Raw genomic sequence first — 24,949 nt, forward strand, 5'->3', positions numbered from 1 at the left:
TGGCGAATCGGCCCGGTGCGGTGTCGTGCGCCTACCGCACCGCGACGAGAAACCTCATCGCGCCGTCGTAGCAGGGTGATTCGTGCGACACTGCTGCCCATGACGAGGCGGACCTTGGTCGTGGTGTACGCGGTCGACGCGGCCGGTGCCACGGGGGAAGCCCTCGGCGCGGGCACTTTGATCGAACCGGAATTCGTCCTGGTCGACCCGCCGCTGAACGAGGCGCTCGCGCAGCAGCCACGGGCGTTGCGGGTCGGTGTGTTCGCGGCCGAGGACGGTATTGCCGAGGTCATCGATGTCGCGCAGGTCCGGGTGGTGCCCGATGCTGCCGAACTGGTGCTGCTGCAGCTCGCCGCGTTCTCCGCTGCGCCGGTGCGCGGCGTGCCGGTGGTGCTGCAGGAAGATCCGCTGGGCTTTCCGCGGTTCGTACAGCCGAGCACCGCCGAGATCGTCGCGGCCGTGCGCGTGGTGCTCGCCGAAGCGCCACCGCCGACGCTGCCCGAGATCCCGGTGGAGGACCCGCTGCGGTTCATCTTCCGGCTATTCGGCGGCTGATCCCACGAATTCGCCCGTCCGCGACACCATCTCGGCAGGTGAGAGCCGGTAGAACCGCAGACCCGCCGACCTGATTCGTGGGAAACTGCTGCTCATGACGCGGCAGATATCGGCGAGCCGAGCGGTGTGCGGCGGCCGGTACCGAGCGGTCGCGGACGGCGGGCGCCCGGCCGGGAAAGCCGGTCGGTCGTGACGGAGCAGCGGCAAACCAGGATCGCGTCGCGGTGGGGTCGCGCCGTCGATGTCGCGCTGGTATCCGTCACCGGTGCGGTGGATCTGGCGTTCTGGCACGGGGAGCAGCGCCTGATCGGTGGTGCGACGCTGCCGCTGTGGGTGATCCCGCTCGCCGTGGCCGGTCTCTGCTTGACCCTGCTGGCGCGGCGCCGGTTCCCGGTGCGGGTGTGGCTGGTGGCGTGGCTGTACACCGGCATCAATCTTGTTGTCCCGGAATATTATCCGTTCGCTTTCTTGCTGGTGGCGAGCTATGCGGTGGCCGGCCGGGTACCCGGGGTCACCGCACGGCTGGTGCTCGTCGCGTCCGCCTTGCCACTCGGACTGTTCAGTTATCGTTTCGCGCAGGCCGAACCCGCCGAATCCCAGCTGCGCGGCTTCCTGGCCGCCGCGCTGGCGTGGACGGTCTTCCTCGGTATCGCCTGGGGCCTGGGCAGATTGGCGCACGCCCGCGAACAGCATGCCCGCGCCGAGCAGGAGCGACTCGCCGCGGCGGCCGAAAAAGCGCTCGCCGCACAGCGTTTGCGGCTCGCGCACGAACTACACGACAGCGTCACCGGTGCCGTGGCGGGCATGATTCTGCACGCCGGCGCGGCCCGCGTCTTCGCCGCCGACGCCGACCGCCGCGTGCAGCAGGCGCTGGAGGTGATCGAGCAGGCGGGCACCCAGGCGATGACCGAATTGCATTCCATGCTGGGCCTGTTGCGTTCACCCGAGCCGGACGGCACGGCTGCGGCCCGGTTCGCCGACGTCGAACGATTGCTCGAAGCCGCGCGGCGCGCCGACCTGGCGGTGCACCTCGACGTCACCGGCACCGCCCGGCCGCTCACCCCCGACGCGGATCTCGCGGCCTACCGGATCGTCCAGGAATCCCTCACCAATGTCACCAAGCACGCGGGTCGCGGCGCGACCGTCACGCTCGGTATCGCCTGGACCGAGCGCACCCTGGACCTCACCGTGCGCAGCTCCGGCGGCACCGCGGCACCCGCCGCCGCGGCGCTGTCGACCGGTGCCGGGCTGCTCGGCCTGCGTGAACGCCTCGACGCGCTGGGCGGCGCGTTGACCTCCGGGCCGGAAGCCGACGGCTGGTGCGTGCATGCGACCCTGCCCGCGCACGCGTCGATCGAGGTGTCATGACGATCACCGTGGTCGTCGCCGAGGACGAGGCGCTGGTGCGAGCAGGGTGTGTCCTGCTGCTGAGTACCACCCCCGACCTCGAGGTGATCGGCGAGGCCGCCGACGGCGCCGCCGCCATCGAAGCCGTGAAAACCCTGGGGCCCCAGGTGGTTCTGATGGACCTGCGGATGCCGGTGCTGGACGGTATCGAAGCGACCAGGACGATCACCAGCACCCCCGACGCGCCGGCGGTCCTGGTGCTCACCACCTTTCACGAAGACACCGCCGTACAGGAGGCGCTCGCCGCGGGAGCCAGCGGCTTCCTGCTCAAACACGCAGCCCCCGCCGACCTCGCCCAGGCCGTGCGCTGCTGCGCGGCCGGCGAAGGGTGGCTCGATCCCGCGATCGTCGGCAGCGTGCTCGGCGCGCTGCGCCGCGCGGGCCCCCGCGCGGTCACCGCCCCCGCCGCCCTCGCCGCTCTGACCGCCAGAGAACGAGAAGTGCTCGTACTCATGGCTTTGGGCCGCTCCAACGCCGAGATCAGCGCCGAATTGTTCATCAGTCCCGCGACCACCCGCACCCACGTCGCCCACGTGATCGCCAAAACCGCCTCCCGCGACCGCACCCAAGCCGTCGTCCTCGCCTACCAGAGCGGCCTCATGACCTGACCTTGTTCGCGATGTTGCGGCGGGGGGTGCCTTCGACTGCGGTGCAGAGGCCGAAGATTCGGGGGTGGGTGGTCCAGCCGTTGACGCGGCCGCGATTGTTGCCGATCTGGACCCGGGGGCCGTCGACAGCGGTGACGAGGTGAAGGTAGACGGTGCCGGCGACGCGGGCGAGGACGATGTCGCCCACTTCTACGCGGGCGGGGTCTACGGGGGCGACGGTGACCAGTTGGCGGCTGCGGATCAGGGGGACCATGGAGGAGCCGCGCGGGCGGAAGTGCACGGTCTCGCCGCGGGCCACCCGTGCTGCCATTGCGTCCAACGCCCCCATGGACTCAGGGTCGACGCTTGCCTGGATCGAGGCAAGTCATTTTGCGGAGTCGCCGACGGAGGGGAGGCGTTGTAGTCTGTTTATACGCGTACGAAAATGAGGAGGCGGGATGGACGCCATCGACCTCGCTGCGGCGACCGAGCGATCTGCGACGGTGGCGGACGGCGGCGGAACGGAACCGAGGGTGGCGGGGTTGGTGCGGCCTTATGTGCCCGCCTTCGCGCTGGTCGCGGTGTTGCAGATCGTGGGGGCGGTGGCGGGTTTGGCGCCGTTGCTCGCGGTGGTGGAGTTGGGGCGAATCCTGTTGTCGCCCATGCCGGTCGACGAAGGTCATGGGTGGGCGGTGGTGCTGATCGGGGCGGGCGGGCTCCTGGTGCGACTGTTGTTCACCGGGGCGTCGTCGGGGGTCGGGCATCTGTTGGACGCGCGGGTGCAACTGTCGTTGCGCCGCCTGCTGGCGGCGCGACTCGGGCGGGTGCCGATCGGCTGGTTCTCCCGCCGGCGGACCGGTGAGCTGGCGAAGGTGGTGGGGCCGGACGTGAGCGCGGTGCACCCGCTCATCGCGCACGCTCCGGGTGAACTGGTCGCGGCGTTCGTGGTGCCGCTGGTTTCGCTGGTCTACCTGTTCACCATCGATTGGCGGCTCACCTTGATCGCGATGATCCCGGTGCTGCTCGCCCTCGCGCACGTGCCGCTGTTCATGACGGCGAAGCGGCAGCGGGAGCAAACGGAGATCGACGCGGCGATGGGCCGGATCTCCAGTGCCGCCATCGAATTCGTACAGGGCATCGCGGTGATCAAGGCGTTCGGCGGCGGCGCTCGCGCGCATCGCGAGTTCCGCACGGCGGCAGAGACTTTCACCGAGACGTTCCGGCGCTGGGTGTTCGGCGTCTCCGGTATCGCGGCGGGTATGCAACTGGCGTTGTCGCCGCCGTTCGTGCTGCTGGTGCTGTTGCTCGGCGGCACGGCGTTGATCACGAACGGTTCGCTGGCACCGGCGGATCTGCTCCCGTTCCTGCTGCTCGGGCTGGGACTGACCGCGCCGGTGGCGGCCCTGGGGCACGGCTTCGACGACCTGCAGGCCGCCGGTCGCGCGGTCGGCCGGATCAAAGCGGTGCTCGCGGTGCCGCCGCTGCCGGAACCCGCGCAACCGCTTGTGCCGCAGGGACATCGGGTCGAACTGCGGGACGTCAGGTTCGGCTACGGTGCCGACCGTGAGGTGCTGCGCGGCATCGATCTGGTGCTCGAACCGGGGACGGTCACCGCGCTCGTCGGCCCCTCGGGCAGCGGCAAGTCCACGCTGGTGCAGCTGTTGCCGCGGTTCTTCGATCCGGCCCACGGCTCGGTCACCCTGGGCGGTGTCGACCTGCGCGACCTGAGCAGCGCGGAGCTGTATCGGCGGGTCGCCTTCGTCTTCCAGGACGTCCGCCTGCTGCGTGCGTCGATCGCGGACAACATCGCGCTCGCGGTGCCGCACGCGGACCGCGCGGACGTGGAGCGCATCGCGCGGCTGGCGAACATCCACGACCGGATTCTCGAACTGCCCCGCGGGTACGACTCGGTCGTCGGCGTGGACGTGAAGCTGTCCGGCGGTGAGGCGCAACGGATTTCGATCGCACGCGCACTACTCTCCGCCACCCCCGTGCTGGTGCTGGACGAGGCGACGGCGTTCGCCGATCCGCAGACCGAACACGCGGTGCGCACGGCGCTCGCGACCTCGAGCGGCGACCGGACAATGCTGGTGATCGCGCACCGGCTGGAGACCGTCGCCGATGCGGACAGCGTCGCGGTACTCGACGACGGCGTCATCGTCGAGCGTGGTCGTCCGGCCGAATTACTGGACCAGAACGGCAAGTTCGCCGAATTCTGGCGATCCCACCGAGCCGCGCTCACCGACGAGATCGAAACCTACGGTAGCGCACTGCAAGGAGAACTCCGATGATCCGCATGCTGTTGCACCTGCTCGGGGATGAATACGCCCGGCCGATGCGGCGCACCGTCGCCCTGATGACCGTGACCGCGGTGGCCGAGGGACTGTCCTACGCGCTGCTGGTGCCGGTGCTGCGGGCGTTGTTCGGGCGCGCTCCGGCGCACGCGTGGCCGTGGCTGATCGCGTTCGGGGCCGCGGTCGCGGCCTACGCGCTGCTGCGCTATCGCAGCGACCTGTCCGGGTTCCGGGTCGGGACGGCGATGCTGAGCGGGGTGTACCACCGCTTCGGCGATCATCTGGCCCGGTTGCCGCTGGGCTGGTTCACTTCTCGCCGCGTGGGGGAGGTGTCGGTGCTGGCCGGGGAGGGCGTGTTGCAGGCGATGAGCGTGGCGGCACATCTGTTGTCGCCCTTCATTTCCGCGCTGGTGACGCCGTTGACGATCGTGGTCGTGATGCTCGCGTTCAACTGGCAGCTCGGCTTGGCGGCGTTGCTCGCCGCGCCGGTGGTGGCGGCGGTGCAGGTGTGGACCGGGCGCTCGATGGCCGCGACCGACGCCGAACGCTCGGCACGCAGCGCCGAATCGACCGCACGCGTGATCGAATACCTGCAGGCACAGCCGGTACTGCGGGCGGGTGGCCGGACGGGCGAACGCTTCCGGTCACTCGACGACGCACTGTCCGGCGTGCAGCGCGCGGCGCGGCGGTCGACGCTGTCGGCGTTGCCCGGCATTCTCGGCCTGACGCTCACGGTGCAGGCGTTTTTCACCGCGCTGCTGGCACTGGGCGCCTATCTGGCTTTGCAGGGAAAAGTCGGCGCGGCAGAGGTTTTGGTGATCCTGGTGCTGGCCGCACGCTGCGCGGATCCGCTGCTGGCCCTGGCGGAGATCGGCGGCAAGATGCGCGGCGCGCGGGCGGAACTGGCCCAGCTCGACGCGGTGTTGCGTACCGCGCCGCTGCCGGAGCCCGCTGCCCCGGTCCAGCCCCGCGATCATGATCTGGAGTTCGACGCGGTGACATTCCGTCGGCACGGCCGCACACTCATCGACGAGCTGTCGCTCTCGGTGCCGACCGGTCGGCGGCTCGCGGTCGTCGGACCGTCCGGCGCGGGCAAGAGCACCCTGCTGCAACTGCTCGCGCGGTTCTATGACGTGGACCGGGGCGCGGTGCGCGTCGGCGGCGTGGACGTGCGCGAGATCAGCACCGAGGTGCTCATGGATCAGATCGCCATCGTCTTCCAGGACGTCTATCTCTTCGACGGCACCATCGAGGACAACGTGCGGCTCGGTCGTCCCGGGGCCGACGCGGACGCGGTGCGGGCGGCGGCGACCGCGGCGCGCCTGGACGAGGTGATCGAGCGTCTGCCCGAGGGCTGGGCGACGCCGGTCGGCGAGGGTGGTGCGCTGCTGTCCGGCGGTGAGCGCCAACGGGTTTCGATCGCTCGCGCGCTGCTGAAGAATGCCCCGATCGTGCTGCTGGACGAGGTGACGTCGGCGCTGGACCCGGTGAACGAGGCGGCGGTACACGAGGGTATCGAGCGGTTGCTGGCGGGACGGACCGTGGTGCTGGTCGCGCATCGGTTGCGGACCGTGCAGCGGGCCGACCGGATCGTCTTCCTGGACGGCGGCCGGATCGTGGAGCAGGGCACGCACGACGAACTGCTGCGCCGCGGTGGCCGGTACGCCGATTTCTGGCGGCTGTCGCTCGCCCCCGCCGGGAGCTAGGTCCGGTCTCCTCCGCAGGTCGCGAGCAGGCCGTCGACGATCGCGGTCAGACCCTCGCGATGCGAATCCCGGGCGGTGAGTTCGGGCCAGCGTTGCGCGACCGCCGCGAGATGCGGGTGGGTGTCGGCCGGGACGGCGCCGATGGCCTGTTCCTCGTAGACGTCGGCGCCCCTGGCCCGGCGTCGTTCCCGGTGCACCCGCACGATCAGGTTGCCGACGATGTAGTACCAGATCGTGCGGTACACGGTGACGGCTTCCGCTGGCGTGCAACCGTAGTCGACCGCCGCGCCCAGCATCATCTCGACGAACCAGAGCGCGGAATCGGCCATCAGGTCGTCGCCGGTCAATACCTCGATGATCCACGGGCGCTCGGCGAGCAGTTCGAACAGCAGAGTCGCCGTGGCGATGAGCCGGGCGCGGGGATCGGCCGGAAGTTCCGGGCGCGGAAGGCCTTTGGCGTGCGTCTCCAGCACCAGCAGGAGCAGTTCGTCTTTGTCGCGCACGTAGTAGTAGGGAGCCATGGGCGCGGTGCCGAGTTCGTGTGCCAGGCGCCGCATGGACAGCTTCTCCGACCCTTCGGACTCCAGGATGCGGGTGGCCGCGGCGACGACCGCCTCCAGGGACAACCGGGGTGGCCGGCCTGCGCTCTTCGCACGACGTGCTGCTGGGGGCATTCATCCATCTTCCACGATGAGTTCCCCCAGCAGGGCAGGACCTGGCGGTTTCGGGTGATCGAGATCAGGCGACGACCGAACGCTGTGGCACGCCGACGTATTCGCTCAGCGGGCGGATCAAGGCGTTGGATTCGCCCTGCTCGATGATGTGCGCGGCCCAGCCGGTGATGCGGCTCATCACGAAGATCGGGGTGAACACCTCGATATCGAAGCCGAGCAGGTAGTACGCGGGCCCGGTCGGAAAGTCGAGATTGGGCTTGATGCCCGTGGCCTCGGTCATCGTGCGTTCGAGGATCTCGTACATCCGCACCCACCGCGCGCCGTCGGTCGCGGCGGCGATGTCGAGGAAGGCCTGCTTCATGGTCGGCACCCGGGAGTCACCGTTCTTGTAGACCCGGTGGCCGAAGCCCATCACCTTTTCCTTGTTGGCCAGCTTGTCACGCAACCACTGTTCGGCCAGGGCGGGATCGCCGATCGCGAGCATGTCGTGCATGACCGCCTCGTTGGCGCCGCCGTGCAGCGGACCCTTGAGCGCGCCGATGGCCGCGGTCACCGCGCTGTAGATATCGGACAGCGTCGAGGTGACCACGCGCGCGGCGAAGGTGGACGCGTTGAAGCTGTGCTCGGCGTACAGGATCAGCGATACCTCGAACGCGTGCACCAGCTCCCGGGACGGGACCTTGCCGAAGCACATGTTCAGGAAGTTCTCGGCGAAGCCCAGATGCGAATGCGGCGCGATCGGGTCCTGCCCGTGGCGGCGGCGGTGATCGGCGGCGACGATGGTCGGCAGCACCGCCAGCATCCGTAACGCCTTGGCGCGGTTGGCCGCCGGGCTGTTGTCGGCCTCCGCCGGGTCCTCGGCGCCGAGGTAGCTGATCGCGGTGCGCACCACGTCCATCGGATGGCAGTTGTCGGGCATCTTGGTCACGAGCGACAACAGCGACCGATCGACGCGACGGGCGGCCCGCTCCTGCTGGCAGAACCGTTCCAGCTGAGCGTCGTTGGGCAGTTCACCGTGCCACAGCAGGTAGGCGACCTGCTCGAAACTGCAGTGCGCGGCCAGATCCTGCACGGCATAGCCGCGGTAGGTCAGCGAGTTGGTCTCCGGCACCACCTTGGACACCGCGGTGGTATCGACGACGACGCCCGCGAGCCCCTTGTAGATCGTCGGTATCGCGGAGGCACCCGTCGCCCGGTCGCCGTCGCGCACCGAATCGCTCAGCGCTGCTGCGTTCATTACTGGTCCTTCCCCAGCCTGAAATTGAAGATCTCGGAGTCGAATTCGTTGTAGCGCTCGTACTCGAGCAGTTCGTAGAGCCTGCTGCGGTGCTGCATCCGGTCGAGCAGCCCCGCCTGGGTGCCCGCGGCGAAGATCTCGCGCAAGCCCTGTTCGGCGGCCCACATCGCCAGCCGCAGTGTGGATACGGGATAGATGACCGCGTTGTAACCGATCGACTCGAGCGCCTGCGCCGTCAGGAGCTCGGACTTGCCGAACTCGGTCATGTTGGCCAGCAACGGAATCGAGATCGCGGCGCGAAACTTCTCGAAATCGGCCGTGCTGTACAGCGCCTCGGTGAAGATCAAGTCGGCGCCGGCGTCGGCGTAGGCCTTCGCCCGTTCGACGGCGGCGTCGATGCCTTCGATCCCGGCGGCGTCGGTGCGCGCGCAGATCACGAAATTCGGGTCGCGCCTTGCGGATACGGCCGCGCGCAGGCGGCGCACCATCTCCTGCGTCGGCACCACGGCCTTGCCGTCCAGGTGGCCGCAGCGCTTGGGGTTCACCTGGTCTTCGAGGTGGCATCCCGCGATACCGGCGTCCTCCAGCAGCGTCACGGTGCGGGCCGCGCTCATCGGCTCACCGAAACCGGTATCGGCGTCGATGAGCACGGGCAGATCCGTGACCCGCGCGATCTGGCGGCCACGCTCGGTGACCTCGCTGAGCGTGGTGAGCCCGATATCGGGCAGCGCGAGTTCGGCGGAGACCACCGCGCCCGAGACGTAGACGCCCTCGAACCCGATCTCCTGGATCAGCTTGGCCACCAACGGATTGAAAGCACCGGGTAGTCGCTGGATACTGCCCGAGGCCAAGCCCGCCCGGAAAGCCGCACGCTTGTCGGCGGCCGAGGTCGTCGCCGCCAGCAGGCCGGTCATCAGAACAGGCCCTTGGGCGACTGCGGCGAACGCGCCGGCACCTCGTCGGAGACGGTGAAGGTGAGCCCGCTCAGCTCGGCCGGCGCGAGCTCGGGCGTGCGCTGCGCGGCGTCGAGGAACCGATCCTGCTCGGCGGGCTCGATCACGCCTTCTGCGAGGGTGCGGAATTTGGCGATGTACTGCTCGCGGGCGAACGGGCGCGCGCCGAGCGGGTGTGCGTCGGCGACGGCGAGTTCGTCGGTGATGACTTCGCCGCTCTTCAAGGTGATTTCGGCGCGCGCGCCGAATGCCTTCTCGTTGGGGTCGGTGGAGTGGTAGCGGCGGGTCCACTCGGCATCTTCGGCGGTGGAGATCTTGTTCCACAGTGCGACGGTGTCGGGCCGCTGGGCGCGCTCGGGCGCGTAGGAGCGCTCGTGATGCCAGGTGCCGTCCTGCAGGGCGACCGCGAAGATGTACATGATCGAGTGGTCGAGGGTTTCGCGCGAGGCCGCGGGATCGAACTTCTGCGGATCGCCGGATCCGGTGCCGATCACGTAGTGCGTGTGATGGCTGGTGTGCAGCACGATCGAGGCGATCTGGTCCAGATCGCCGACCCGCTCGCGCAGGCGGAACGCCAGATCGATCGGCGCTTGGCTCTGGTATTCGGCGGAGTGTTCCTTGGTGTAGGTGTCGAGAATTCCGCGCTTGGGCTCGCCCGGTCCGGGCAGCGGCACCGAGTACTCCGCCTTCGGCCCGCCGAGCAGCCAGGCGATCACCCCGTCCTCGCCCTCCCAGATCGGCGACGGCGCACCCTCACCGCGCATCGCCCGGTCGACGGCTTCGACGGCCATCTTGCCCGCGAACGCCGGGGCGTAGGCCTTCCAACTGGAGATCTCGCCCTTGCGGGACTGGCGGGTCGCGGTGGTGGTGTGCAGTGCCTGCCCGATGGCCTGGTAGATCGTCTCGGTGTCCAGCCCGAGCAGCGTGCCGATGCCCGCCGCGGCCGACGGCCCGAGATGGGCGACATGGTCGATCTTGTGCTCGTGCAAGCAGATCGCCCGCACCAGATCCACCTGGATCTCGTAACCCGTTGCCAGAGCACGGATCAGGTCGCGACCACTGCGCCCGGCGTGCTGGGCCACGGCCAGGATCGAGGGAATGTTGTCCCCGGGATGCGAGTACTCCGCCGCCAGAAATGTGTCGTGGAAGTCGAGTTCACGCACCGCGACACCATTGGCCCACGCCGCCCACTCCGGCGAGAAACGGCCCTCGACGCCGAAGACGGTCGCGCCCGGCTGGTACGGGTGGGTCAGCGCCTGGGCCCGCGCGTTGGCGACCGGACGCCGGGTGATGGACGCGGCCGCGACCGCGGCGTTGTCGATGATCCGGTTGACGATCATCTCCGCGGTCTCCGCCGCCACCTCGACCGGATCGGCGGCGACCTCGGCGATGCGCCAGGCGAGGTGCTCTTCGCGCGGGAACGGCTCAGCGGAGCGGTGGGTGCGAACGAGATGATTCTTCATGTTTCGCACGCTACCGAGCCGCGCGCGAGCCGGAACCGCCTCGCAAATGCCTATTTTTGCGGAACCGGATCGGCGAAGTTGCGAAGGTTGTGTGCCCCGCTGCGACCGCATCTGACCGCGAAACCGCCGCCGGAACACGAAAAACCCCCGGGGTTTCCGGGGGTTTCGTGTGCGTGCCTGCGAAAGGTCAGGACGGGGCGCCGATCCGGGAGCGCAGACCGACGGCGAAGGTGCGCGCCGCATCCAGATCGTCGGCGTCGGGGTGCCCCTTACGGATTCCGCCGACGATCTTGAGCGGCAGCCAGGTGTCGAAGCCGCGGCAGGTGAAGACGTCGACGACCGAGAAGCCCTTCTGCTCGATCAGCTTCGACAGCGTGCGGGTGTACTGCCGGAACTTCGGCTCGGGGAAGCCGCTGCTGGCGAACACGAATGCCTTGCCCTGCTGCCCCTCCGGCAGGGACTTGACGAAGTCACGCAGCTCCGGGTGGAAGGCCATGTTGAAAATGCCCGAGCCGAAGCCCACCAGGTCGTAGGTGGCGAGCTCGGCAGCGGTGATCTGGCCGGGCTCGACCACCCGGGCCTCCAGGATCTGGCCCATGACGTCGGCGATCCTCTTCGTGTTGCCATGCGACACGGAGGTGCACACGATGATGGCCTTCATGACGATGCTCCTTTCGCTTTCTCGAATTCACTGTGCTGCTGGTCAGAGCGGGTCACAGGCTCTCTTTCCGTAATGGTCCAGTCGCGAGCCACTCCGTCAGCCTATCGGTGCGGAATGGGTGGGGAAATTATCCGAACGGAGTAGTGCGCGTGCCTCCATTCACCCACGCTGTTCCGCTATCGCGGCGCAACAGGCAGGAGATATCGGGGGAATACGCGGCTCTGCAACCGTGGGCAGTGCCAAGACGACAGCGCCCGAAGGAGCAGACAGATGTCCGAGGCATTATGCGAAAATCCGACCTGCCGCAGCGCCGTGGCGATCGAAACATTGCGATCCACGCCACCGGCCGACGATGTGCGCGTGTGCCCCGATTGCCTGTCTCGTTTTTTCGAGACACTGCGGCAATTGCCGGTGCTGTACGCGCGGTGCGGCGAGTTACTGCAGGGCGAGCGCAACCGCAGGATGGCACCGGCCCGGGGCGGACTGCGCCAGGGCATCGTCCTCAAGGACGCGCTGGTCGAAGCCCGCACCGAGGTGCTGGCGCTCGCGGCCTCGTGGGCGGCCATGGTGGTGGACGAGGCCCGGCCACCGCGGCGGCCGCGCCGCGACATCAGCACGCTGGTGGATTTCCTGCTGCAGTACGGGGATTGGCTGGCCGCGCATCCGGCGATCGTCGACGCGATGGACGAGTTCGCCGAGGTGCACGCCCTGGCCCAGCAGGTGATCGACCCGGTGCCGAACCAGATCGAGGTGGGCGACTGCGACCGCCCAGGGTGCCACCAGAAGGTGTACGCCCAGCTGGCTACGGCCGGGCCGGGCGACAGCCTGGTGCGTTGCTCGGCGGGGCACAGCTGGCAGCCGCATCAGTGGCTGGCGTTGCAGCGACGGGTCAGCCGGCCGCAGCGGCACGCCGTGCGGCGCGGGGAGGCGGTCGCATGAGCATGCGTTTGGCCGACCGGCGCCTGGTGCCGACCGAACTCGCCGCGCTCGCCGCGGGAGTCAAGCAGGAGACCATCAGGAAATGGGCGAGTCGCGGCAAGCTGACCCGGTACGGCAGACCCGGTCGCGCCGAGTACGACCTGTCCGAGATTTTCGTACTGCTCGGCGACCCGGAACCGGTCCGATAGCGAGAACGCGGGCACAGCAACAGCTTTCGTATAGCTGTCGCTGTGCCCGCGCCGGTTGTGCGGTGCCCGCCGCGGCCGTCCGGTGCCCCGGGGGCGATCCCGATGGCCGCTGCGACGGGCCTTCAGTGCGCCGGGCTCACCCGGCACGCCGCGCCGGTTCGAACAGCGCCGGCCGGGGCAGACTTTCACCTCCGGCCAGAATGGCCCGTTCCAGCTTGCGCAGCTCATCGGAGGGTTCCAGCCCGACCTGCTGGATCAGCGTGGCCCGCGCCCGCTGATAGACCTCCAAGGCCTCGGCCGTGCGCCCGCAGCGGTACAGGGCGAGCATCAGGTAGCCATAGGTCTCTTCCCACAGCGGATGCGCGTCGACATGTGCTTGCAGGTCGGGCACGATCTCCCAGGCCCGGCCGAGCGCCAGCTCGATCCGGAACCGGGACAGTTCCGCGGCCACCCGGCGCTCGGTGAGCGGGTAGGCGATGCGCTGGATGCGACCGCTGGGCACATCCGCGAGCACCGGTCCGCGCCACAGCCGCAACGCCATCCGCAGCGCGACCAGCGCGCCCGTGAGATTGCCGTCCTGCTCCTGCACCCTGGCCTGGGTCAGCAGGTCGTCGAACTGCGCGCTGTCCAGGTTCGATGGGTCGAAGACCAGCCGATACCCGGGCGCGCGCGTCTCGATGGCGGCCGGGCAACCGCTGTCGGCGAGCACCCGGCGCAGCACCGAGATGCAGATCTGGATCTGCGATCGTGCCGTCGCCGGGGGTTCGCCGTCCCACACCGCATCGGTCAGGCTTTCGATCGAGGTGACGCGGTTTGCCTCCAGTGCGAGCAAGCCGAGTACGGCTCGCTGCCGGTACGAGTCGAGCCGAGGCATTCCCGTATCACCTTCGATCTCCAGCGGACCGAGAATTCTGATCTCAACCATTGTGTGTCCATCCATCTCAACCGGACTCGTCGAGCGAATCCGTTGTTGCATCCCTACTTCCACTATCAAAACCGACCGCCACCGGCCCGCCAATCCATCCTGTGGGAGCACACTGCGTCGAAAGGAGTAGCCGGGTCACACAAACGTCGCATCGATGCCCTCGATAATCGGGGCGTGCGCTCGGTTTTGCCATTGTTTATTCGATCTCGTGTCGGTCGGCGGCCGAATCTCGCAGCGCTCGCACGATAAACGGCCCGTGGTCCGGGGCGGGTGCCCCCGATGACCACGGGCCGTCGAATCTCTTTGTGCTATAGGGGAAATCGTCAGGACGTCGGCGCAGGCGGGTCGGGTAGTTCGATGACCACCAGGACCAGAGCTTGGTCGGCGAGGTTGTAGAGCCGGTACGGCGCGGGCAGGCCGCCGCCGCGGATGATCTGACCGGTGGTCAGGGTGGTCCGGCTGAGCACATGATCGTGCTCGTCGACCACCTCGACCGGACCACCGGAGAGCACGACGGTGATCGAGGAGCGCGGGTCGTGGTGCAGGGTGCCGCACCGGTCCGGCGGTACGCGTTCCATCCAGCACGTCACGCCGTCCTCCTCGACCAGGACGGTGCGGTCATCTTCGTCCGGGGCGACCTCGGCCCGGGCGTCGTTCGACGTCATGTCGTTTCCCTTGTCGAATGTTCCTGCGGCGCAGATCATGTCGGTTCCTTCGTCGAATGGTCCTGCGGTGCAGCAGTTTCCGTCGGCATCCCGGTTCGCATGCCTGCCCCCTTTCTACGTGTCCGATATTAGCGATGCTCGGTCGACCGGATAAAAGTGTGGTAAATCTCGTGTAAAAGCTGACGGGATCGGCGCCGGGGCCGTGCAGGTCACAATGGCCGCGTACCACTTTTTGGTCATCGCCGCACCGTTGGGTGAATTCGGTGCAGTTATTGCCGTTCGCTGTGATTCCCGGGCGGGCGCGACAAGAATGGCCGGACATTCTTATCCGGACAAAAGGGACGGGCCCGTCGACTCGGGACGGGTTACACGCTCGCCGGCTCGGGCACCCGCAGGATCTCCTGCTCCAGTTCCAGCATCTGGGCCGAGGGGCCGAGGCCCAGCTCGCGATCGAGGACTCGGCGCAGCTCCTGACAGGCGCGCAGCGCGTCCGCGCGCCGGCCGGATCGGTGCAGCGCGGCGATCAGGCGCAGGTGGAAGGATTCGTCGAGCGGGTGATCGGCGACGAGTTCGCGCAGTGCCGCAACGAGATCGGCGAACTGCCCCAGGGCCATCAGCGCGTCGGCGTGGCAAGCGAGCACGCGCAACCGGCGCTCGTCGAGGTAGTTGACGTAGCTGCTCACGATCGGCCCCGGTGTCACGTGCGGCAGCGCGCTCGAACCCTGCCACAGCCGCAGCGCGTCCTGCGCCAGGACGGCGGCGGCCTCGGGCAGGCCCCGGCGCAGCAGCGTCACGCTGCGCTCGCCCCAGGCGTCGAACCGCCCGGCGTCGATCTGCGCGGCGTCCGCCACCAGCCGGTAGCCGGTCGGATCGGTGCGCACGATCTGCTCGCCGGGCACGCCCAGGTAGCGGCCGAGTGCGCGGCGCAAATGGTAGATGTGTACGCGGACAGTGGTTTCCGGGTGTCCGGGCGGGCGGCCACCCCAGAGTTCGGTGCCGAGGGCGGCCACGCTCACCGGACGATCGGCCCGGGCCAGCAGGGCGGCCAGGATGGTCTTGACCTTCGCGCCCTGCACGGCGTAGGCGCGATCGGCGGTACCCACCTGGAGCGGGCCGAGCACGGTGAACCGCACCTCGTTCCGCGGGCGTGTTTCCGATACTTCCATCAGCTGAACAACCTTCGCATCTGCACGAGTCTCGGCGATCGGACGTCGCCTTCTCGATAGCAACACGGCACCCCGGCGCGGGCAACGGACCTGCGCCCTAAGAGATACCGACTACTCCGAAGGGATAACCGGACCGGTAAGTTCGATCCGGGATCGAACCTCTTGGTCTACGCTGCAGTAGAGAATGTCCCCGACGTGGTACCCATCCGCAGGATCGAACGTATTGAGCGGCACGCCGTTTCAATGCAGAACGCTGGAAGGGCCCTCGACGCCGGGGTAGGATTCGATCTAGTTCTACGCTGAGCCCGGATGCCGGCCGGGTTGCGCGCGGCGGGGCAGTGCGAGAAGGGTGGGCGGGTGTGATCGGCAGAGATACTACAGGAAGATCAGTGCCAAATCAAAGCGTCGAGACCGATCTGCCGGATAGTTTGTCAACTGATTTCGCGGCACTGTTCACCGCCCGAATTCCCTCGCTGATCGCGCAATACCGTGCCCGCCTCGAAGAGATCGGCAGCCCGCTCGTTTCCAATTCGGCCGCCTGGGAACAGTGCGAGCTGCAAGCCACCCGAATTTTCGAGGACTGCGCGCGCAGTCTCGCGTCGGGCAGTCCCATGGTCAGTCACGTGACCGACGTCTTCGATCTCGGCACCGAGCGCGTGCGGCAGGGCGCCCACATCACCCATTCGGTGCGCGCGGGCGGCATCATCGCCGATCTGGCCATGACCGTGCTCGCCGAATGCGCCGCGCAGCTCGGCGCACCGCAGACCGACCTGGTCGCTGCCGTGCGCGCGCTACAGCAGGGGATCGGGCTGCGGCTCGAGTCCGGTTCGATCGGCTACGACGCGTTCCTGCTGCAGCGGGTGCGGGAGGCGCACGAGCAAGGACAGCGCAGGCTGGCCCGGGAGATCCACGACCACATCGGCAACTCGGTCAGCTTGGCGCTGCGTCAGATCGAGCTCTACGAGCTGGAATGCGAACGCGCCGGCGACGATTCGGGATCGCGGCACGTCCAGCTCGCCAAAGACGCCATCCTGGAGACGATTACCCGCAGCCGCGAGCTGGTCAGCGAACTGCGCCAGCCCGGGGTGAACGGCTCGCTGGAAACCGCGCTGCGCGGCTTCGCCGGCTCGCTGGGGCAGTCGGGCGCGCCGCTGCAGATGTGGGTGCGCGGCAGCGACAAGTGGATACCCGGTGCGGTCACCGAGGAACTGTTCATCATGGTCCGCGAGTGCCTGCGCAACGCATACACTCACGCGGGTGCGGCCAACGTCGTCGTGCACATCGATATCGCGCCGCACGAGGTACATGCCGAGATCATCGACAACGGCAAAGGCTTCGACGTTCAGGCGCTGCGCGCCAGCGGCCGTGGCAACGGCCTGCTGATCCTGCAGGAGCGTTCCGACCTGGTCGGCGGCACGGTGCATATCGATTCCGCCCCGGGCCGCGGCACCCGGGTCACCCTATGGATCCCGATCGCCCAGGAGCGTCAAAACTTATGAGCCAGAACCAGATCCGCATTCTCGTGGCCGACGACCACACCCTGTTACGAGAGGCACTGTGCGATCTGCTCCGGGCCGAACCCGATTTCGAGATCGTGGCGCAGGCCGGCACCGGAACCTCGGCGATTCAACTGGCCGCCGAACATCGCCCCGACGTGCTGCTGCTGGATCTGGAAATGCCCGAGAGCAATCCGCCGGACACGGTTCGCCGTCTGCTGGAACAGGATCCGGCGCTGCGGATCATCGTGCTGAGCATGCACGACGCGCAGCAGCTCGTGCAGCAGCTGCTCTCGCTCGGCGTCCGAGGCTACCTGCACAAGGGCGCCCGGCGCCACACCCTGGTCTCGGCGATCCAGCAGTCCGTGGGCGAAGGGCCGCAGACGGTCACCCTTTCGGTGTCGCCGGAGAGCTTGCGGGCCAGGGCCGAAGAGCCAGAGGATCCCAGCACGCTGTCGACCCGCGAGCGTGAGGTGCTCGTGCTGGTGGCCGAGGCGCTCAGCAATCGCCAGATCGCCACCCGCCTCGGCGTGGCCGAGGCGACGGTGAAACGGCATTTGCGCAACATCTTCACCAAGCTGGAGGCGGTCTCGCGCATCGATGCGGTCAACCGGGCGGTCGAGCGCGCGCTGATCTCGCGCCAGCAGGTGGAGTCACCGCAGGGTGTCCGCAGCTGGCGGTGAGCCGGTGACCGGATGGCGCGACTCGATCATGCGCCCGGAAACAGCGCCCGCGGCGTCGGAGACCAGATAGTCCACCAGGGCCGCGGTTTCGTCCTCCGCGGCGAGGCAGCAATCCGGCCGGGCCCGCGATCCGGTGTCGGGCGTGCGGATCGCGCAACTGATATCCGCGACAACGGTATTCACCTGCACCCCGCGCGGGCCGAGTTCCCTGGACAGCGTTTCGGTCAACGCGTGCAACGTTTCCCGGATCACCAGATCGTCGGGTCGCTTGCGCGCCGAGGAGTCGATCTGGGCCACGTTCACGATCCGGCCCGCGCCCGACTCGGCCAGGTAGCGCTCGGCCGCGCGACTGACCAGCAGCGGCGCCCGCAGCCGGGCGTGCACCACCGATTCCCAGTCCGGCAGCTCCGGCGCGCTGTCGGCGCGTCCCGGGAACGGCGCGTTCACCACCACCATGGGCGGACCCAGGGTTTCGGCGACCCGCAGCACGGTGGCCTCCGCCTCGTGCAGATAGCGCAGATCCGCGCCGAACGCCCACAGTCCGGCCCGGTCGGGCCCGAGCGCGTCCAGGGAGGTGTCGCACCACGATGCCCGCAGATCCACCAGGGCGATGGTGAACTTGCGGGCCGCCAGCTTTCGCACGACTGCCGCACCGAGGCCGCTGCCGGCTCCGGTCACGATGGCCACGCGGTGCCGGCTATCCACCATGGCAACGCTCCTTTCAGGAATTTGCACCGTGTCGGGTCTCGTTCGATGTACCCGACTGTCCCCACGTGAGCGCCCACCCTACGCGATCGCCGACATCCACCGAGCCTGCCATGGCCCAGATGCTGCGAAAGTAGTATTCCGGAGACGCGGTATTGCTCCTTTCAATACACTGAGTCCACCTTTTAGCACTGAGAGGAGTACCGCATTCGGGGAATATCCGATATGTCGGCACCGGCATAGCGTAATGCGATATGAATATGGGTGCTGCGTCAATTCAATTCCCGGCCGATACTACGGCGGGAGCAGTATTAGTCCGGCTTTCGAAAGAATTCCTACAGGAATCTCGGATCTCGGTCCAGATCATCTTCCTGATGCGTTTCGGGACCGCGGCCGTGCTCGGGGCGTCGGTGCTCGGCGGCCAGGTGCTGCTGGCCGCCGTGGCCTGGGTGCTCGCGACGCTGGCCGCCTACGTGTTCAACGGCGTCATGGACGTCACCGAGGACCGGGCGAACGGCTCGACCCGGCCGATCAGCCGGGGATCGCTGCCGGTGCCGGTGGCCGCGGGCGGGGTGATCGCGGCGGGCGCCCTCGCGCTGGCCATCGGCGGCGTCGTCGACGCGGGCGGCTGGCTGCCGCTGTTGATCCTGGCTCATCTGGCGTGCGGTTACGCCTATTCCGGTGCGCCTTTCTACGGCAAACGCCGCGGCAGCACCGCTGCCCTGCTCGTGCTCGGCATGGGCGTGCTGACCTACGCGGCGGGCTGGCAGGCCGCGGGTCAGCAGGGCGGACTGCCGGTGCTGCTGCTCGGCACCGCGATGTCGCTGTGGATGGCCGGCGTCGGTGCGCTGGTCAAGGACCTGTCCGATGCCGAGGGTGACGCGGCGGGCGGGCGCCAGACCCCGGTCATCAAGTGGGGCGATGGCCGGGTCCGCCTGCTGGTGACCGTGAACGCCGCGCTCATCGCCGCCGGATACGGCGCAGCCGCTCTGCTTTTCGCGCCGATGCTGGCGCCGTCGGCGCTCGCCCTGGCCATCGGTGCGGTGGCGGTCGGCGTGCTCGCCGCGACGACCCGCCGCGCCACCTCCCGCACCGACCGCCGCCTCCCGTATCGCGCCTTCATGGTCACCCAGTACGCCGTGCACATCGCGGTGCTGGCCACCCTGCTCATCGCCGGTGTGCACTAGCGCTCAGCTCAGCTCACTTGTTCCGATAGGCGACGCCATGAGCCATGGAGATCAGCTCCTCCTGCCAGCCCGGTTCCAGACCCACGTCGGCGAGCGCGGCACTGCCCCGCTCGACGAGCGCGCCGATGTGCTGCTCCACCGCGGCGGAAATCCCCGATTCGAGCAGCCGCTCGCGCAGGTGCGCCGAGGTCGTTCCCGGTGCGTCGATCAATGCCCTGACCTGTTCGTCCCGCTCGATGGCGAGCGAGAGCAGCAGGGTCATCTTGTGCCGTTCGAGATCCAGCTGGGCGGGCTTGCCGAGCGTGTCGGTGTCACCGAACATGTCGAGCAGGTCGTCGCGCAGCTGGAACGCCTCGCCGACCGCGAGACCGTAGGCCTCGAACGGCTGCGCCAGATCGGGGCGGCCGGCCAGGATCGCGCCGACCAGCAGCGGCCGGTGGATCGTGTAGTTGCCCGATTTCAGCTGGGCGATGGTGCGCGAGAGCTGCGGGTTGCCCGCGAACCGCGCCGCCGCGACCACGTCGAGATGCTGACCGATCATCAGCTCGGCCCGCAGTTCACCCCAGGCCGCCGTGACCGCGGGCATCGCCTCGGCCATGAAGATATCGGCGTAGACGAGGGCCAGATCACCGGCCAGGATCGCCACGCTCTCGCCGAACCGGCCCGATTCGCCCTGCCAGCCGAGCGCCCGATGCCGGGCCGCGTACTTCTCGTGCACCGAAGGGGCGCCGCGGCGGATCGCTGATTCGTCGAACACGTCGTCGTGGATCAGCGCACTCGCGTGCAGGAACTCTGTGGCTACCGCCGCGGAGATGATCGAACTCCCGTCCGGATCACCACCCGCCGCGAGATATCCACTGATGCAGAACTCCGGCCTGATCCGTTTACCGCCGGCCCGCATCAGCTCGGCAATCGACTCGATCGTCGCACCGGCCTCGCTGTCCAAGGCAAACCAGCGCTTGTGCTCTTTTTCCAGGAACTCGAGTGCCAGCTGTTCGGCACGCTTCATCATGTCGTTTCTGGTGTCTTGTACGGAGTAGATTCCGGTTGCCGCGCACATGGTCGCAGTACCACCTTTCGGAGATAGAGGAATGACATAGCCCGAGGTAGTTACGGAATTCCGGCCAATTGCGCGCGCACGATCTTTCCGGAGCCATTGCGCGGAATCTCGGCGACGATGACGACATCGCGCGGAACCTTGTACCGAGCCAGCTGGGATTTGACGTAATTGCGGATTTCCTCGGGATCGAGCTCGGCGCCCGCGCGCGGCACGACGAACGCCCGCAGCCGCTGGCCGAAATCCGCGTCGTCCACGCCGATGGCGGCAGCGTCGGCGATATCGTCGCGGTCGGCGAGCAGGTTCTCCACCTCGCCGGGGTAGACGTTCTCGCCGCCGGACACGATCATGTCGTCGCTGCGGCCGTCGAGGAACAGCAGGCCGGAGCGGTCGAAGTGCCCGATGTCGCCGGTCGAGATCATCCCGCCGTGCCGGTCCTTGTCCCGGCCGTCGGTGTACCCGCCGAAGCTGAGGCCGTTGGCGACGAAAATGATGCCCGGGGTGTCGGGTTCGGTGATCTCCCGGTCGTTGCGGTCGAACAGCGCGACGCGCACGCCCACCGGCGGCCGGCCGACGGTGCCCGGCGCCCGCCGCAGTTCGGCCGGCGTGGCCACCGACACCGCGGCGACCTCGGTGGCCCCGTAGTTGTTGTAGAGCACGTCGCCGAAGGCGGCGGCGGTGCGGGCGCTGAGCCCCGGCGAGATCGCCGACCCGCCGCTGGCGATGATGCGCAGCGACGAAACGTCGTACCGGGCAAGCACCTCGGGCCCGAGATCGAGGATGCGGCCCAGCATGGTCGGGACCACGATCAGGGTGTCGGCCCGGTGCTCGGCCACGCTCGCGAGAGTGGCCTCGGCGTCGAACTTGCCGCGGCCGAACACCACGGTCTTGCCCAGCGCCATGGCGAGGGTGAACTGCCCGAGGCCGGTGGCGTGGAACAGCGGCGCGGCGATCACCATGGTGCCGCCCCGGCTGAGCGGGACCCGGTCGAGCAGCTGCGCCGATTGCAGCGGCGAAATACGCTTGCGCACGGCGCCTTTCGGCGTGCCGGTGGTGCCGCTGGTGAGCAGCACCAGGCCGCCGGGCTCGGCGGGCAGCGGGGGCGGGGTGGTCGAGTTGGCGGTGATCAGGTCATCGATCAGCGCCGGGCCGTCCGCGCTGCGCGGCCCGTCGTTCCAGGTCTCGAACAGCCGCACCGAGCCGGACAACGCGGTGGTGGGGGCGCTGAACTCGGCGTCGTGGAACAGCACGGTGACGCCTTCACGCTCGGCGACGTCGCGCAATTGCGGTCCCGCGAAACCGGTGTTCATGATGACCAGCCGGACGCCCAGTTTGCCGGTCGCGATCATGGTCGCGACCATGCCGCGATGGTCGCGGGCCAGCACGCCGGCCACGTCGCCGGGGCCGATGCCCGCGGCGGCCAGGCCGCGGGCCAGCGCGTTCGACTGCCGTTCCAGCTCACCGAAGCTGATGCTGCCGCGGGCGTCGACCACGGCGGCGCGATCGGGCTCGTAGCGCGCCATGTAGCTGATCATGGCGGGGAACGGTCCGCAGTGCGCGGCGATCTTGGCCGAGCGCACGTCCGCGGACAGATGGCGGGGATGGATGAAACCACGCTTGCCGAGCACGGCCAGCGATCGGAGCACCTGCGCGGTGCGCTGCAGCATCATGACAGCACCAGGGCCGCGGCGAGGCCGAGACCGACCGCGTCGGTGCTGCGGAAGCCGAGGATGACGGCGCGCTGCACCTGATCCTGGATCAGGCCGGCCCGGATCTGCATGGCGCGCAACACGATCGCGGGCAGCACGCACACGACCAGCCATGGGTTCAGCGAGCCGATGACGAACGGCGCCACCAGCAGGGCGAGGCTGAGCACCGACAGCACGGCGATCAGGCCGCGGTAGATCGTCGGCGAGATGACGGCCGCGAGGGTGCGCCGCCCCGAGGCCGCATCCCCTTCGCGGTCACCGAAATTCGCGTACGAGACCACCAGCAGCATGCACACGCCGATCAGCAGGCCGATCAGCACGGCGTCGGTGGACCAGTGCCGGGCGATGATCCAGTACGGGCCGAGCACCTCCGCGGTGTTGACCAGGAAGATCACGAACTCCAGGCCGGTGGGGCGGTAGCTGAACTTGAACAGCCACGAGTACTGCACGGCGACCGCGATCACCACGAAGTACCCGATCAGGAACGGGATCGGCACATCCCCGTCGAGCGGAATGAGCAGCGCCAGACCGGTGCCGAACGCGATCAGCCCGGTGACGATGCCGAAGGTGATCGCTTCGCGTTCCGACAGCATGCCCGACAGCAGCGGCTTGTTGGACTTGGGCAGGTGCCCGCCGGTGGCGTAGTTCTTGGCGTCGCTGCCGTCGCGGAAGCCGACGACGTCGTCGGCGGCGCAGGTGGCGACCTTCATCGCGATCATGCCGACCAGGATCAGGCCGAGCGCGGCGGCCATGCCGGGCTTGCTGATCGACTCGTGCGCGAGCAGCAGCACGGCGAGCAGCCAGGCGTAGAAGTGGTGGTACACCCGGAGCTTCCCCAGGCGGAAATAGGCACCGGCCTTCTCGCCGAAGGAGATTCCGGTGGACTGAATAGTCTCAGTGGTCATGTCGAGTCCTGTGGAGTGAGGGCCGATGGTCAGCTGTGCTGCGCGATCAGCTGCGACAGCGCGGGGCGCTGGATCTTGCCGGTGGCGGTGCGCGGGAAGTCGCGGAAGTCGACGACGACCGGGTCGGCCATCAGCGGCAGATCCGCGACCGCCGCGCGCCACGCGGCCGCGTCGAAGGGCCGGTCGCGCAACGCGATTACCGGCACGACGCCGTTGTCCTGTTCCAGCACAATGGCTTCCAGTAGCCACGGCATGCGGGCGAGCAGCACGTCCTCCATCGCGATCGCGCTGGGGAGCCGCTTCATCCGTTCGACCTGCCGATCGATCAGGATCAGCTTGCCGAAGCGGGTCCGCTTGCCGTAATCGCCGGTGTCCCACCAGCCGTCGGCACTGGTGTTGGCTTCGGCCGCCTCGCGCCGGTTGATGTAGGTCTGGAACTGGCCCGCGGAGGTGACCTGGATCCGGCCCGCGGTGCCGTTCGGCACCCGCTTGCCGTCGGGGCCGACGATCCGGGCCTTCGAGTAGCCCGGCGCGGTCCATCCGGCCGAATGTCCTTCCGGCAGCCGGCTCACCTTGGCACGGTGTTTGCGGCCGGTGAAACCCTTGAGGTGCACCTTGGCCGCGATGCCGCCGAGTTCGGACTGACCGTACGCCTCGAAGAAGGTCGCGAGCCGGTACTTCGAGCCCGCGAGCAGCCGCCGCACGGTGCCGGGATGGATGACGTCGAAGGTGCTCACGTAGTGCCGCACCGAGGCCAGAGTTCCGTTGTCGGCCAGGTACTCCCACTGCATGAGCGTGTTGGGATGTGCCTCCAGGTAGATCGGCTGGTAGCGCCGGATGAACGGAGCCACCGCCTCGCCCGCGTGATCGGACAGGATGACCAGCGGCACGTTGCGGCGCAGTGCGCAGAGCAGGCCGGTCACGGTGCGGTAGTGCACGGGGGACACCGCGACGGCGGCGTAGCCGCGCAGCCGGCCGATGATCGCGGGCACCTCCTGGGCGTAGCCCTGGTGGTCGGTGCCGCGCCGCGTGTACTGCACCAGCTTCGGCACGCCGGTGGTACCCGAGGTGTGCGTGACGATGTAGGGGGCGGTGCCCGGCATCGACACGGCGGTGGTGCGGCGCGGCGCGGTGTCGGGCAGCCGGGCGGCCAGCTCGGCCCAGTCATCGATCTGCCGGAGCGCCTCGAGCTGTTCGACCTTGGCCCGGCGGTCGCCGGTGGTGACGATGCGTTCGATCGTCACGGGCGCGAGCATGCGGCCGAGGGTCTCGACGTCGAGCGCCGGGCTGAGCAGGACCGGCACGCCGCCCACCGCGGTCAGCGCCGCGATGACGATCATGATGTCCAGCGGCGCGTCCAGCCATACCGCGCAGTAGTCGCCGGGTTTGATGCCGGTGCTCTCGAACAGCGTCGCCGCACGGCTGGCCGCGTCGGCGACATCGGTCAGTGCCACCTGATTGTCGACCACCGGCACGGCGACCGAGGAATGGTCGCTGATCCAGGGCCGGGCATCCGGCGCGATCTCGATCAACTGATCGTAGATGAGATTGTGGTTTCGAGTCATAGCGTCACTCAATGTTTCGTGTCGGCCGGCGTTCCCGGAATAAACCGGTAGCTCCGGATCGAGCAGGGCTGAGGTTTACACCCGGACAGGATCGGGACGGTGTGAAACCGTGGGCCCGTTTGTTTCCAGAGGGGTTTGCATCGCATGAATCAGCGGGATCAATACACTGCGCTGGGTACTCCCGACTGCACTACAGGGGAGAGTATATGGTTCGCTTTCCGG

General features: G+C 68.4%; 24 protein-coding genes. 10 read left to right on the forward strand and 14 right to left on the reverse strand.

The window, feature by feature from the left end; translation table 11 throughout:
* Positions 1-99: 99 nt before the first annotated feature.
* From NVU01S_RS14455 to NVU01S_RS14465, 3 genes are all read left to right on the forward strand, one after another.
* Complete coding sequence (locus tag NVU01S_RS14455; RefSeq protein WP_043683549.1) at positions 100-555, forward strand: hypothetical protein; 456 nt, start codon at positions 100-102, stop codon at positions 553-555.
* 189 nt (positions 556-744) lie between these two features.
* Positions 745-1,923 carry a sensor histidine kinase gene (locus tag NVU01S_RS14460; protein ID WP_043683552.1) on the forward strand — a complete coding sequence of 393 codons (1,179 nt, stop codon included), beginning with the start codon at positions 745-747 and terminating at the stop codon, positions 1,921-1,923.
* Entirely contained in the window at positions 1,920-2,570 is a 651-nt protein-coding gene (locus NVU01S_RS14465; protein ID WP_043683556.1) for a response regulator transcription factor, read from the forward strand. Before NVU01S_RS14460 ends, NVU01S_RS14465 begins: the two co-directional genes overlap by 4 nt.
* On the opposite strand, the gene NVU01S_RS14470 is transcribed toward NVU01S_RS14465, so the two are convergent.
* Positions 2,560-2,898 (reverse strand): S24/S26 family peptidase, encoded by a 339-nt coding sequence (locus tag NVU01S_RS14470; RefSeq protein WP_043683560.1) that lies wholly within the window; start codon positions 2,896-2,898, stop codon positions 2,560-2,562. The genes NVU01S_RS14465 and NVU01S_RS14470 overlap by 11 nt on opposite strands.
* A 109-nt stretch (positions 2,899-3,007) precedes the next feature.
* Here NVU01S_RS14470 and NVU01S_RS14475 point away from each other — a divergent pair, with 109 nt between their 5' ends.
* Both NVU01S_RS14475 and NVU01S_RS14480 read left to right on the forward strand, forming a co-directional pair.
* Complete coding sequence (locus NVU01S_RS14475; protein ID WP_043683563.1) at positions 3,008-4,840, forward strand: ABC transporter ATP-binding protein; 1,833 nt, start codon at positions 3,008-3,010, stop codon at positions 4,838-4,840.
* A complete protein-coding gene (locus NVU01S_RS14480) occupies positions 4,837-6,549 on the forward strand; it encodes an ABC transporter ATP-binding protein (protein WP_043683567.1) in 1,713 nt (570 codons plus the stop codon). The genes NVU01S_RS14475 and NVU01S_RS14480 overlap by 4 nt, the downstream gene beginning before the upstream one ends.
* Here NVU01S_RS14480 and NVU01S_RS14485 read toward each other — a convergent pair.
* The 5 genes from NVU01S_RS14485 to NVU01S_RS14505 all read right to left on the reverse strand — a co-directional run bounded on the left by NVU01S_RS14485 (position 6,546) and on the right by NVU01S_RS14505 (position 11,537).
* On the reverse strand, positions 6,546-7,223 hold the full coding sequence (locus NVU01S_RS14485; protein ID WP_043683570.1) for a TetR/AcrR family transcriptional regulator C-terminal domain-containing protein: 678 nt from the start codon (positions 7,221-7,223) through the stop codon (positions 6,546-6,548). The genes NVU01S_RS14480 and NVU01S_RS14485 overlap by 4 nt on opposite strands.
* A 64-nt stretch (positions 7,224-7,287) precedes the next feature.
* Complete coding sequence (locus NVU01S_RS14490; protein ID WP_244467583.1) at positions 7,288-8,460, reverse strand: bifunctional 2-methylcitrate synthase/citrate synthase; 1,173 nt, start codon at positions 8,458-8,460, stop codon at positions 7,288-7,290.
* On the reverse strand, positions 8,460-9,374 hold the full coding sequence (gene prpB / locus NVU01S_RS14495) for a methylisocitrate lyase (RefSeq protein WP_043683573.1): 915 nt from the start codon (positions 9,372-9,374) through the stop codon (positions 8,460-8,462). The genes NVU01S_RS14490 and prpB overlap by 1 nt, the downstream gene beginning before the upstream one ends.
* Positions 9,374-10,876, reverse strand: coding sequence for a 2-methylcitrate dehydratase PrpD (gene prpD / locus NVU01S_RS14500; protein ID WP_043683576.1), 1,503 nt, complete (start codon positions 10,874-10,876; stop codon positions 9,374-9,376). The genes prpB and prpD overlap by 1 nt, the downstream gene beginning before the upstream one ends.
* A gap of 187 nt (positions 10,877-11,063) precedes the next feature.
* Entirely contained in the window at positions 11,064-11,537 is a 474-nt protein-coding gene (locus tag NVU01S_RS14505) for a flavodoxin family protein (RefSeq protein WP_043683579.1), read from the reverse strand.
* Between the two features lie 270 nt (positions 11,538-11,807).
* Between NVU01S_RS14505 and NVU01S_RS14510 the strand changes: the two genes are divergently transcribed.
* Together NVU01S_RS14510 and NVU01S_RS14515 are read left to right on the forward strand one after the other, a co-directional pair.
* Positions 11,808-12,476 carry a hypothetical protein gene (locus NVU01S_RS14510; RefSeq protein ID WP_156162024.1) on the forward strand — a complete coding sequence of 223 codons (669 nt, stop codon included), beginning with the start codon at positions 11,808-11,810 and terminating at the stop codon, positions 12,474-12,476.
* Positions 12,473-12,664: a hypothetical protein gene (locus NVU01S_RS14515; RefSeq protein WP_043683589.1), complete on the forward strand. Its 192-nt coding sequence runs from the start codon at positions 12,473-12,475 to the stop codon at positions 12,662-12,664. The genes NVU01S_RS14510 and NVU01S_RS14515 overlap by 4 nt, the downstream gene beginning before the upstream one ends.
* A 136-nt stretch (positions 12,665-12,800) precedes the next feature.
* Here the strand turns inward: NVU01S_RS14515 and NVU01S_RS14520 are convergent, their stop codons facing one another.
* From NVU01S_RS14520 to NVU01S_RS14530, 3 genes are all read right to left on the reverse strand, one after another.
* Positions 12,801-13,589, reverse strand: a complete 789-nt coding sequence (locus NVU01S_RS14520; protein ID WP_043683592.1) for an AfsR/SARP family transcriptional regulator — start codon at positions 13,587-13,589, stop codon at positions 12,801-12,803.
* 323 nt (positions 13,590-13,912) lie between these two features.
* Positions 13,913-14,254 carry a hypothetical protein gene (locus tag NVU01S_RS14525; protein ID WP_156162025.1) on the reverse strand — a complete coding sequence of 114 codons (342 nt, stop codon included), beginning with the start codon at positions 14,252-14,254 and terminating at the stop codon, positions 13,913-13,915.
* Positions 14,255-14,619: 365 nt separating this feature from the next.
* Positions 14,620-15,420: an AfsR/SARP family transcriptional regulator gene (locus NVU01S_RS14530; RefSeq protein WP_043683600.1), complete on the reverse strand. Its 801-nt coding sequence runs from the start codon at positions 15,418-15,420 to the stop codon at positions 14,620-14,622.
* Between the two features lie 338 nt (positions 15,421-15,758).
* On the opposite strand from NVU01S_RS14530, the gene NVU01S_RS14535 reads away from it, so the two are divergent.
* The gene (locus NVU01S_RS14535; protein ID WP_244467584.1) at positions 15,759-16,919 is read left to right on the forward strand and encodes a sensor histidine kinase; all 1,161 of its coding nucleotides are present in this window, start codon (positions 15,759-15,761) and stop codon (positions 16,917-16,919) included.
* Positions 16,916-17,599, forward strand: a complete 684-nt coding sequence (locus NVU01S_RS14540; RefSeq protein WP_014987464.1) for a response regulator — start codon at positions 16,916-16,918, stop codon at positions 17,597-17,599. The genes NVU01S_RS14535 and NVU01S_RS14540 overlap by 4 nt, the downstream gene beginning before the upstream one ends.
* Here NVU01S_RS14540 and NVU01S_RS14545 read toward each other — a convergent pair.
* Complete coding sequence (locus NVU01S_RS14545) at positions 17,570-18,307, reverse strand: SDR family NAD(P)-dependent oxidoreductase (RefSeq protein WP_043683607.1); 738 nt, start codon at positions 18,305-18,307, stop codon at positions 17,570-17,572. The two genes, NVU01S_RS14540 and NVU01S_RS14545, sit on opposite strands and share 30 nt — an antisense overlap.
* A 371-nt stretch (positions 18,308-18,678) precedes the next feature.
* Here NVU01S_RS14545 and NVU01S_RS14550 point away from each other — a divergent pair, with 371 nt between their 5' ends.
* Complete coding sequence (locus NVU01S_RS14550; RefSeq protein WP_043683611.1) at positions 18,679-19,491, forward strand: UbiA family prenyltransferase; 813 nt, start codon at positions 18,679-18,681, stop codon at positions 19,489-19,491.
* Positions 19,492-19,504: 13 nt separating this feature from the next.
* On the opposite strand, the gene NVU01S_RS14555 is transcribed toward NVU01S_RS14550, so the two are convergent.
* The 4 genes from NVU01S_RS14555 to NVU01S_RS14570 all read right to left on the reverse strand — a co-directional run bounded on the left by NVU01S_RS14555 (position 19,505) and on the right by NVU01S_RS14570 (position 24,727).
* Entirely contained in the window at positions 19,505-20,503 is a 999-nt protein-coding gene (locus tag NVU01S_RS14555) for a polyprenyl synthetase family protein (protein WP_043683614.1), read from the reverse strand.
* Positions 20,504-20,601: 98 nt separating this feature from the next.
* The gene (locus NVU01S_RS14560; RefSeq protein WP_082032521.1) at positions 20,602-22,215 is read right to left on the reverse strand and encodes an AMP-binding protein; all 1,614 of its coding nucleotides are present in this window, start codon (positions 22,213-22,215) and stop codon (positions 20,602-20,604) included.
* Entirely contained in the window at positions 22,215-23,162 is a 948-nt protein-coding gene (locus NVU01S_RS14565; RefSeq protein ID WP_029895090.1) for a UbiA family prenyltransferase, read from the reverse strand. The genes NVU01S_RS14560 and NVU01S_RS14565 overlap by 1 nt, the downstream gene beginning before the upstream one ends.
* A gap of 29 nt (positions 23,163-23,191) precedes the next feature.
* Positions 23,192-24,727, reverse strand: a complete 1,536-nt coding sequence (locus NVU01S_RS14570) for an AMP-binding protein (RefSeq protein ID WP_043683622.1) — start codon at positions 24,725-24,727, stop codon at positions 23,192-23,194.
* Between the last annotated feature and the right edge of the window lie 222 nt (positions 24,728-24,949).

The sequence above is a fragment of the Nocardia vulneris genome (genome assembly GCF_001613425.1).
Lineage (GTDB): Bacteria > Actinomycetota > Actinomycetes > Mycobacteriales > Mycobacteriaceae > Nocardia > Nocardia vulneris.

Excerpts from the sequence above, each read along its gene's own strand:
- NVU01S_RS14455 (WP_043683549.1), top strand. The coding sequence starts at position 100 with ATGACGAGGCGGACCTTGGTCGTGGTGTACGCGGTCGACGCGGCCGGT.
- NVU01S_RS14465 (WP_043683556.1), top strand. The coding sequence starts at position 1,920 with ATGACGATCACCGTGGTCGTCGCCGAGGACGAGGCGCTGGTGCGAGCA.
- NVU01S_RS14470 (WP_043683560.1), bottom strand. The coding sequence starts at position 2,898 with ATGGGGGCGTTGGACGCAATGGCAGCACGGGTGGCCCGCGGCGAGACC.
- NVU01S_RS14475 (WP_043683563.1), top strand. The coding sequence starts at position 3,008 with ATGGACGCCATCGACCTCGCTGCGGCGACCGAGCGATCTGCGACGGTG.
- NVU01S_RS14480 (WP_043683567.1), top strand. The coding sequence starts at position 4,837 with ATGATCCGCATGCTGTTGCACCTGCTCGGGGATGAATACGCCCGGCCG.
- NVU01S_RS14485 (WP_043683570.1), bottom strand. The coding sequence starts at position 7,223 with ATGCCCCCAGCAGCACGTCGTGCGAAGAGCGCAGGCCGGCCACCCCGG.
- NVU01S_RS14490 (WP_244467583.1), bottom strand. The coding sequence starts at position 8,460 with ATGAACGCAGCAGCGCTGAGCGATTCGGTGCGCGACGGCGACCGGGCG.
- prpB (WP_043683573.1), bottom strand. The coding sequence starts at position 9,374 with ATGACCGGCCTGCTGGCGGCGACGACCTCGGCCGCCGACAAGCGTGCG.
- prpD (WP_043683576.1), bottom strand. The coding sequence starts at position 10,876 with ATGAAGAATCATCTCGTTCGCACCCACCGCTCCGCTGAGCCGTTCCCG.
- NVU01S_RS14505 (WP_043683579.1), bottom strand. The coding sequence starts at position 11,537 with ATGAAGGCCATCATCGTGTGCACCTCCGTGTCGCATGGCAACACGAAG.
- NVU01S_RS14510 (WP_156162024.1), top strand. The coding sequence starts at position 11,808 with ATGTCCGAGGCATTATGCGAAAATCCGACCTGCCGCAGCGCCGTGGCG.
- NVU01S_RS14515 (WP_043683589.1), top strand. The coding sequence starts at position 12,473 with ATGAGCATGCGTTTGGCCGACCGGCGCCTGGTGCCGACCGAACTCGCC.
- NVU01S_RS14520 (WP_043683592.1), bottom strand. The coding sequence starts at position 13,589 with ATGGTTGAGATCAGAATTCTCGGTCCGCTGGAGATCGAAGGTGATACG.
- NVU01S_RS14525 (WP_156162025.1), bottom strand. The coding sequence starts at position 14,254 with ATGACGTCGAACGACGCCCGGGCCGAGGTCGCCCCGGACGAAGATGAC.
- NVU01S_RS14530 (WP_043683600.1), bottom strand. The coding sequence starts at position 15,420 with ATGGAAGTATCGGAAACACGCCCGCGGAACGAGGTGCGGTTCACCGTG.
- NVU01S_RS14540 (WP_014987464.1), top strand. The coding sequence starts at position 16,916 with ATGAGCCAGAACCAGATCCGCATTCTCGTGGCCGACGACCACACCCTG.
- NVU01S_RS14545 (WP_043683607.1), bottom strand. The coding sequence starts at position 18,307 with ATGGTGGATAGCCGGCACCGCGTGGCCATCGTGACCGGAGCCGGCAGC.
- NVU01S_RS14550 (WP_043683611.1), top strand. The coding sequence starts at position 18,679 with ATGCGTTTCGGGACCGCGGCCGTGCTCGGGGCGTCGGTGCTCGGCGGC.
- NVU01S_RS14555 (WP_043683614.1), bottom strand. The coding sequence starts at position 20,503 with ATGATGAAGCGTGCCGAACAGCTGGCACTCGAGTTCCTGGAAAAAGAG.
- NVU01S_RS14560 (WP_082032521.1), bottom strand. The coding sequence starts at position 22,215 with ATGCTGCAGCGCACCGCGCAGGTGCTCCGATCGCTGGCCGTGCTCGGC.
- NVU01S_RS14565 (WP_029895090.1), bottom strand. The coding sequence starts at position 23,162 with ATGACCACTGAGACTATTCAGTCCACCGGAATCTCCTTCGGCGAGAAG.
- NVU01S_RS14570 (WP_043683622.1), bottom strand. The coding sequence starts at position 24,727 with ATGACTCGAAACCACAATCTCATCTACGATCAGTTGATCGAGATCGCG.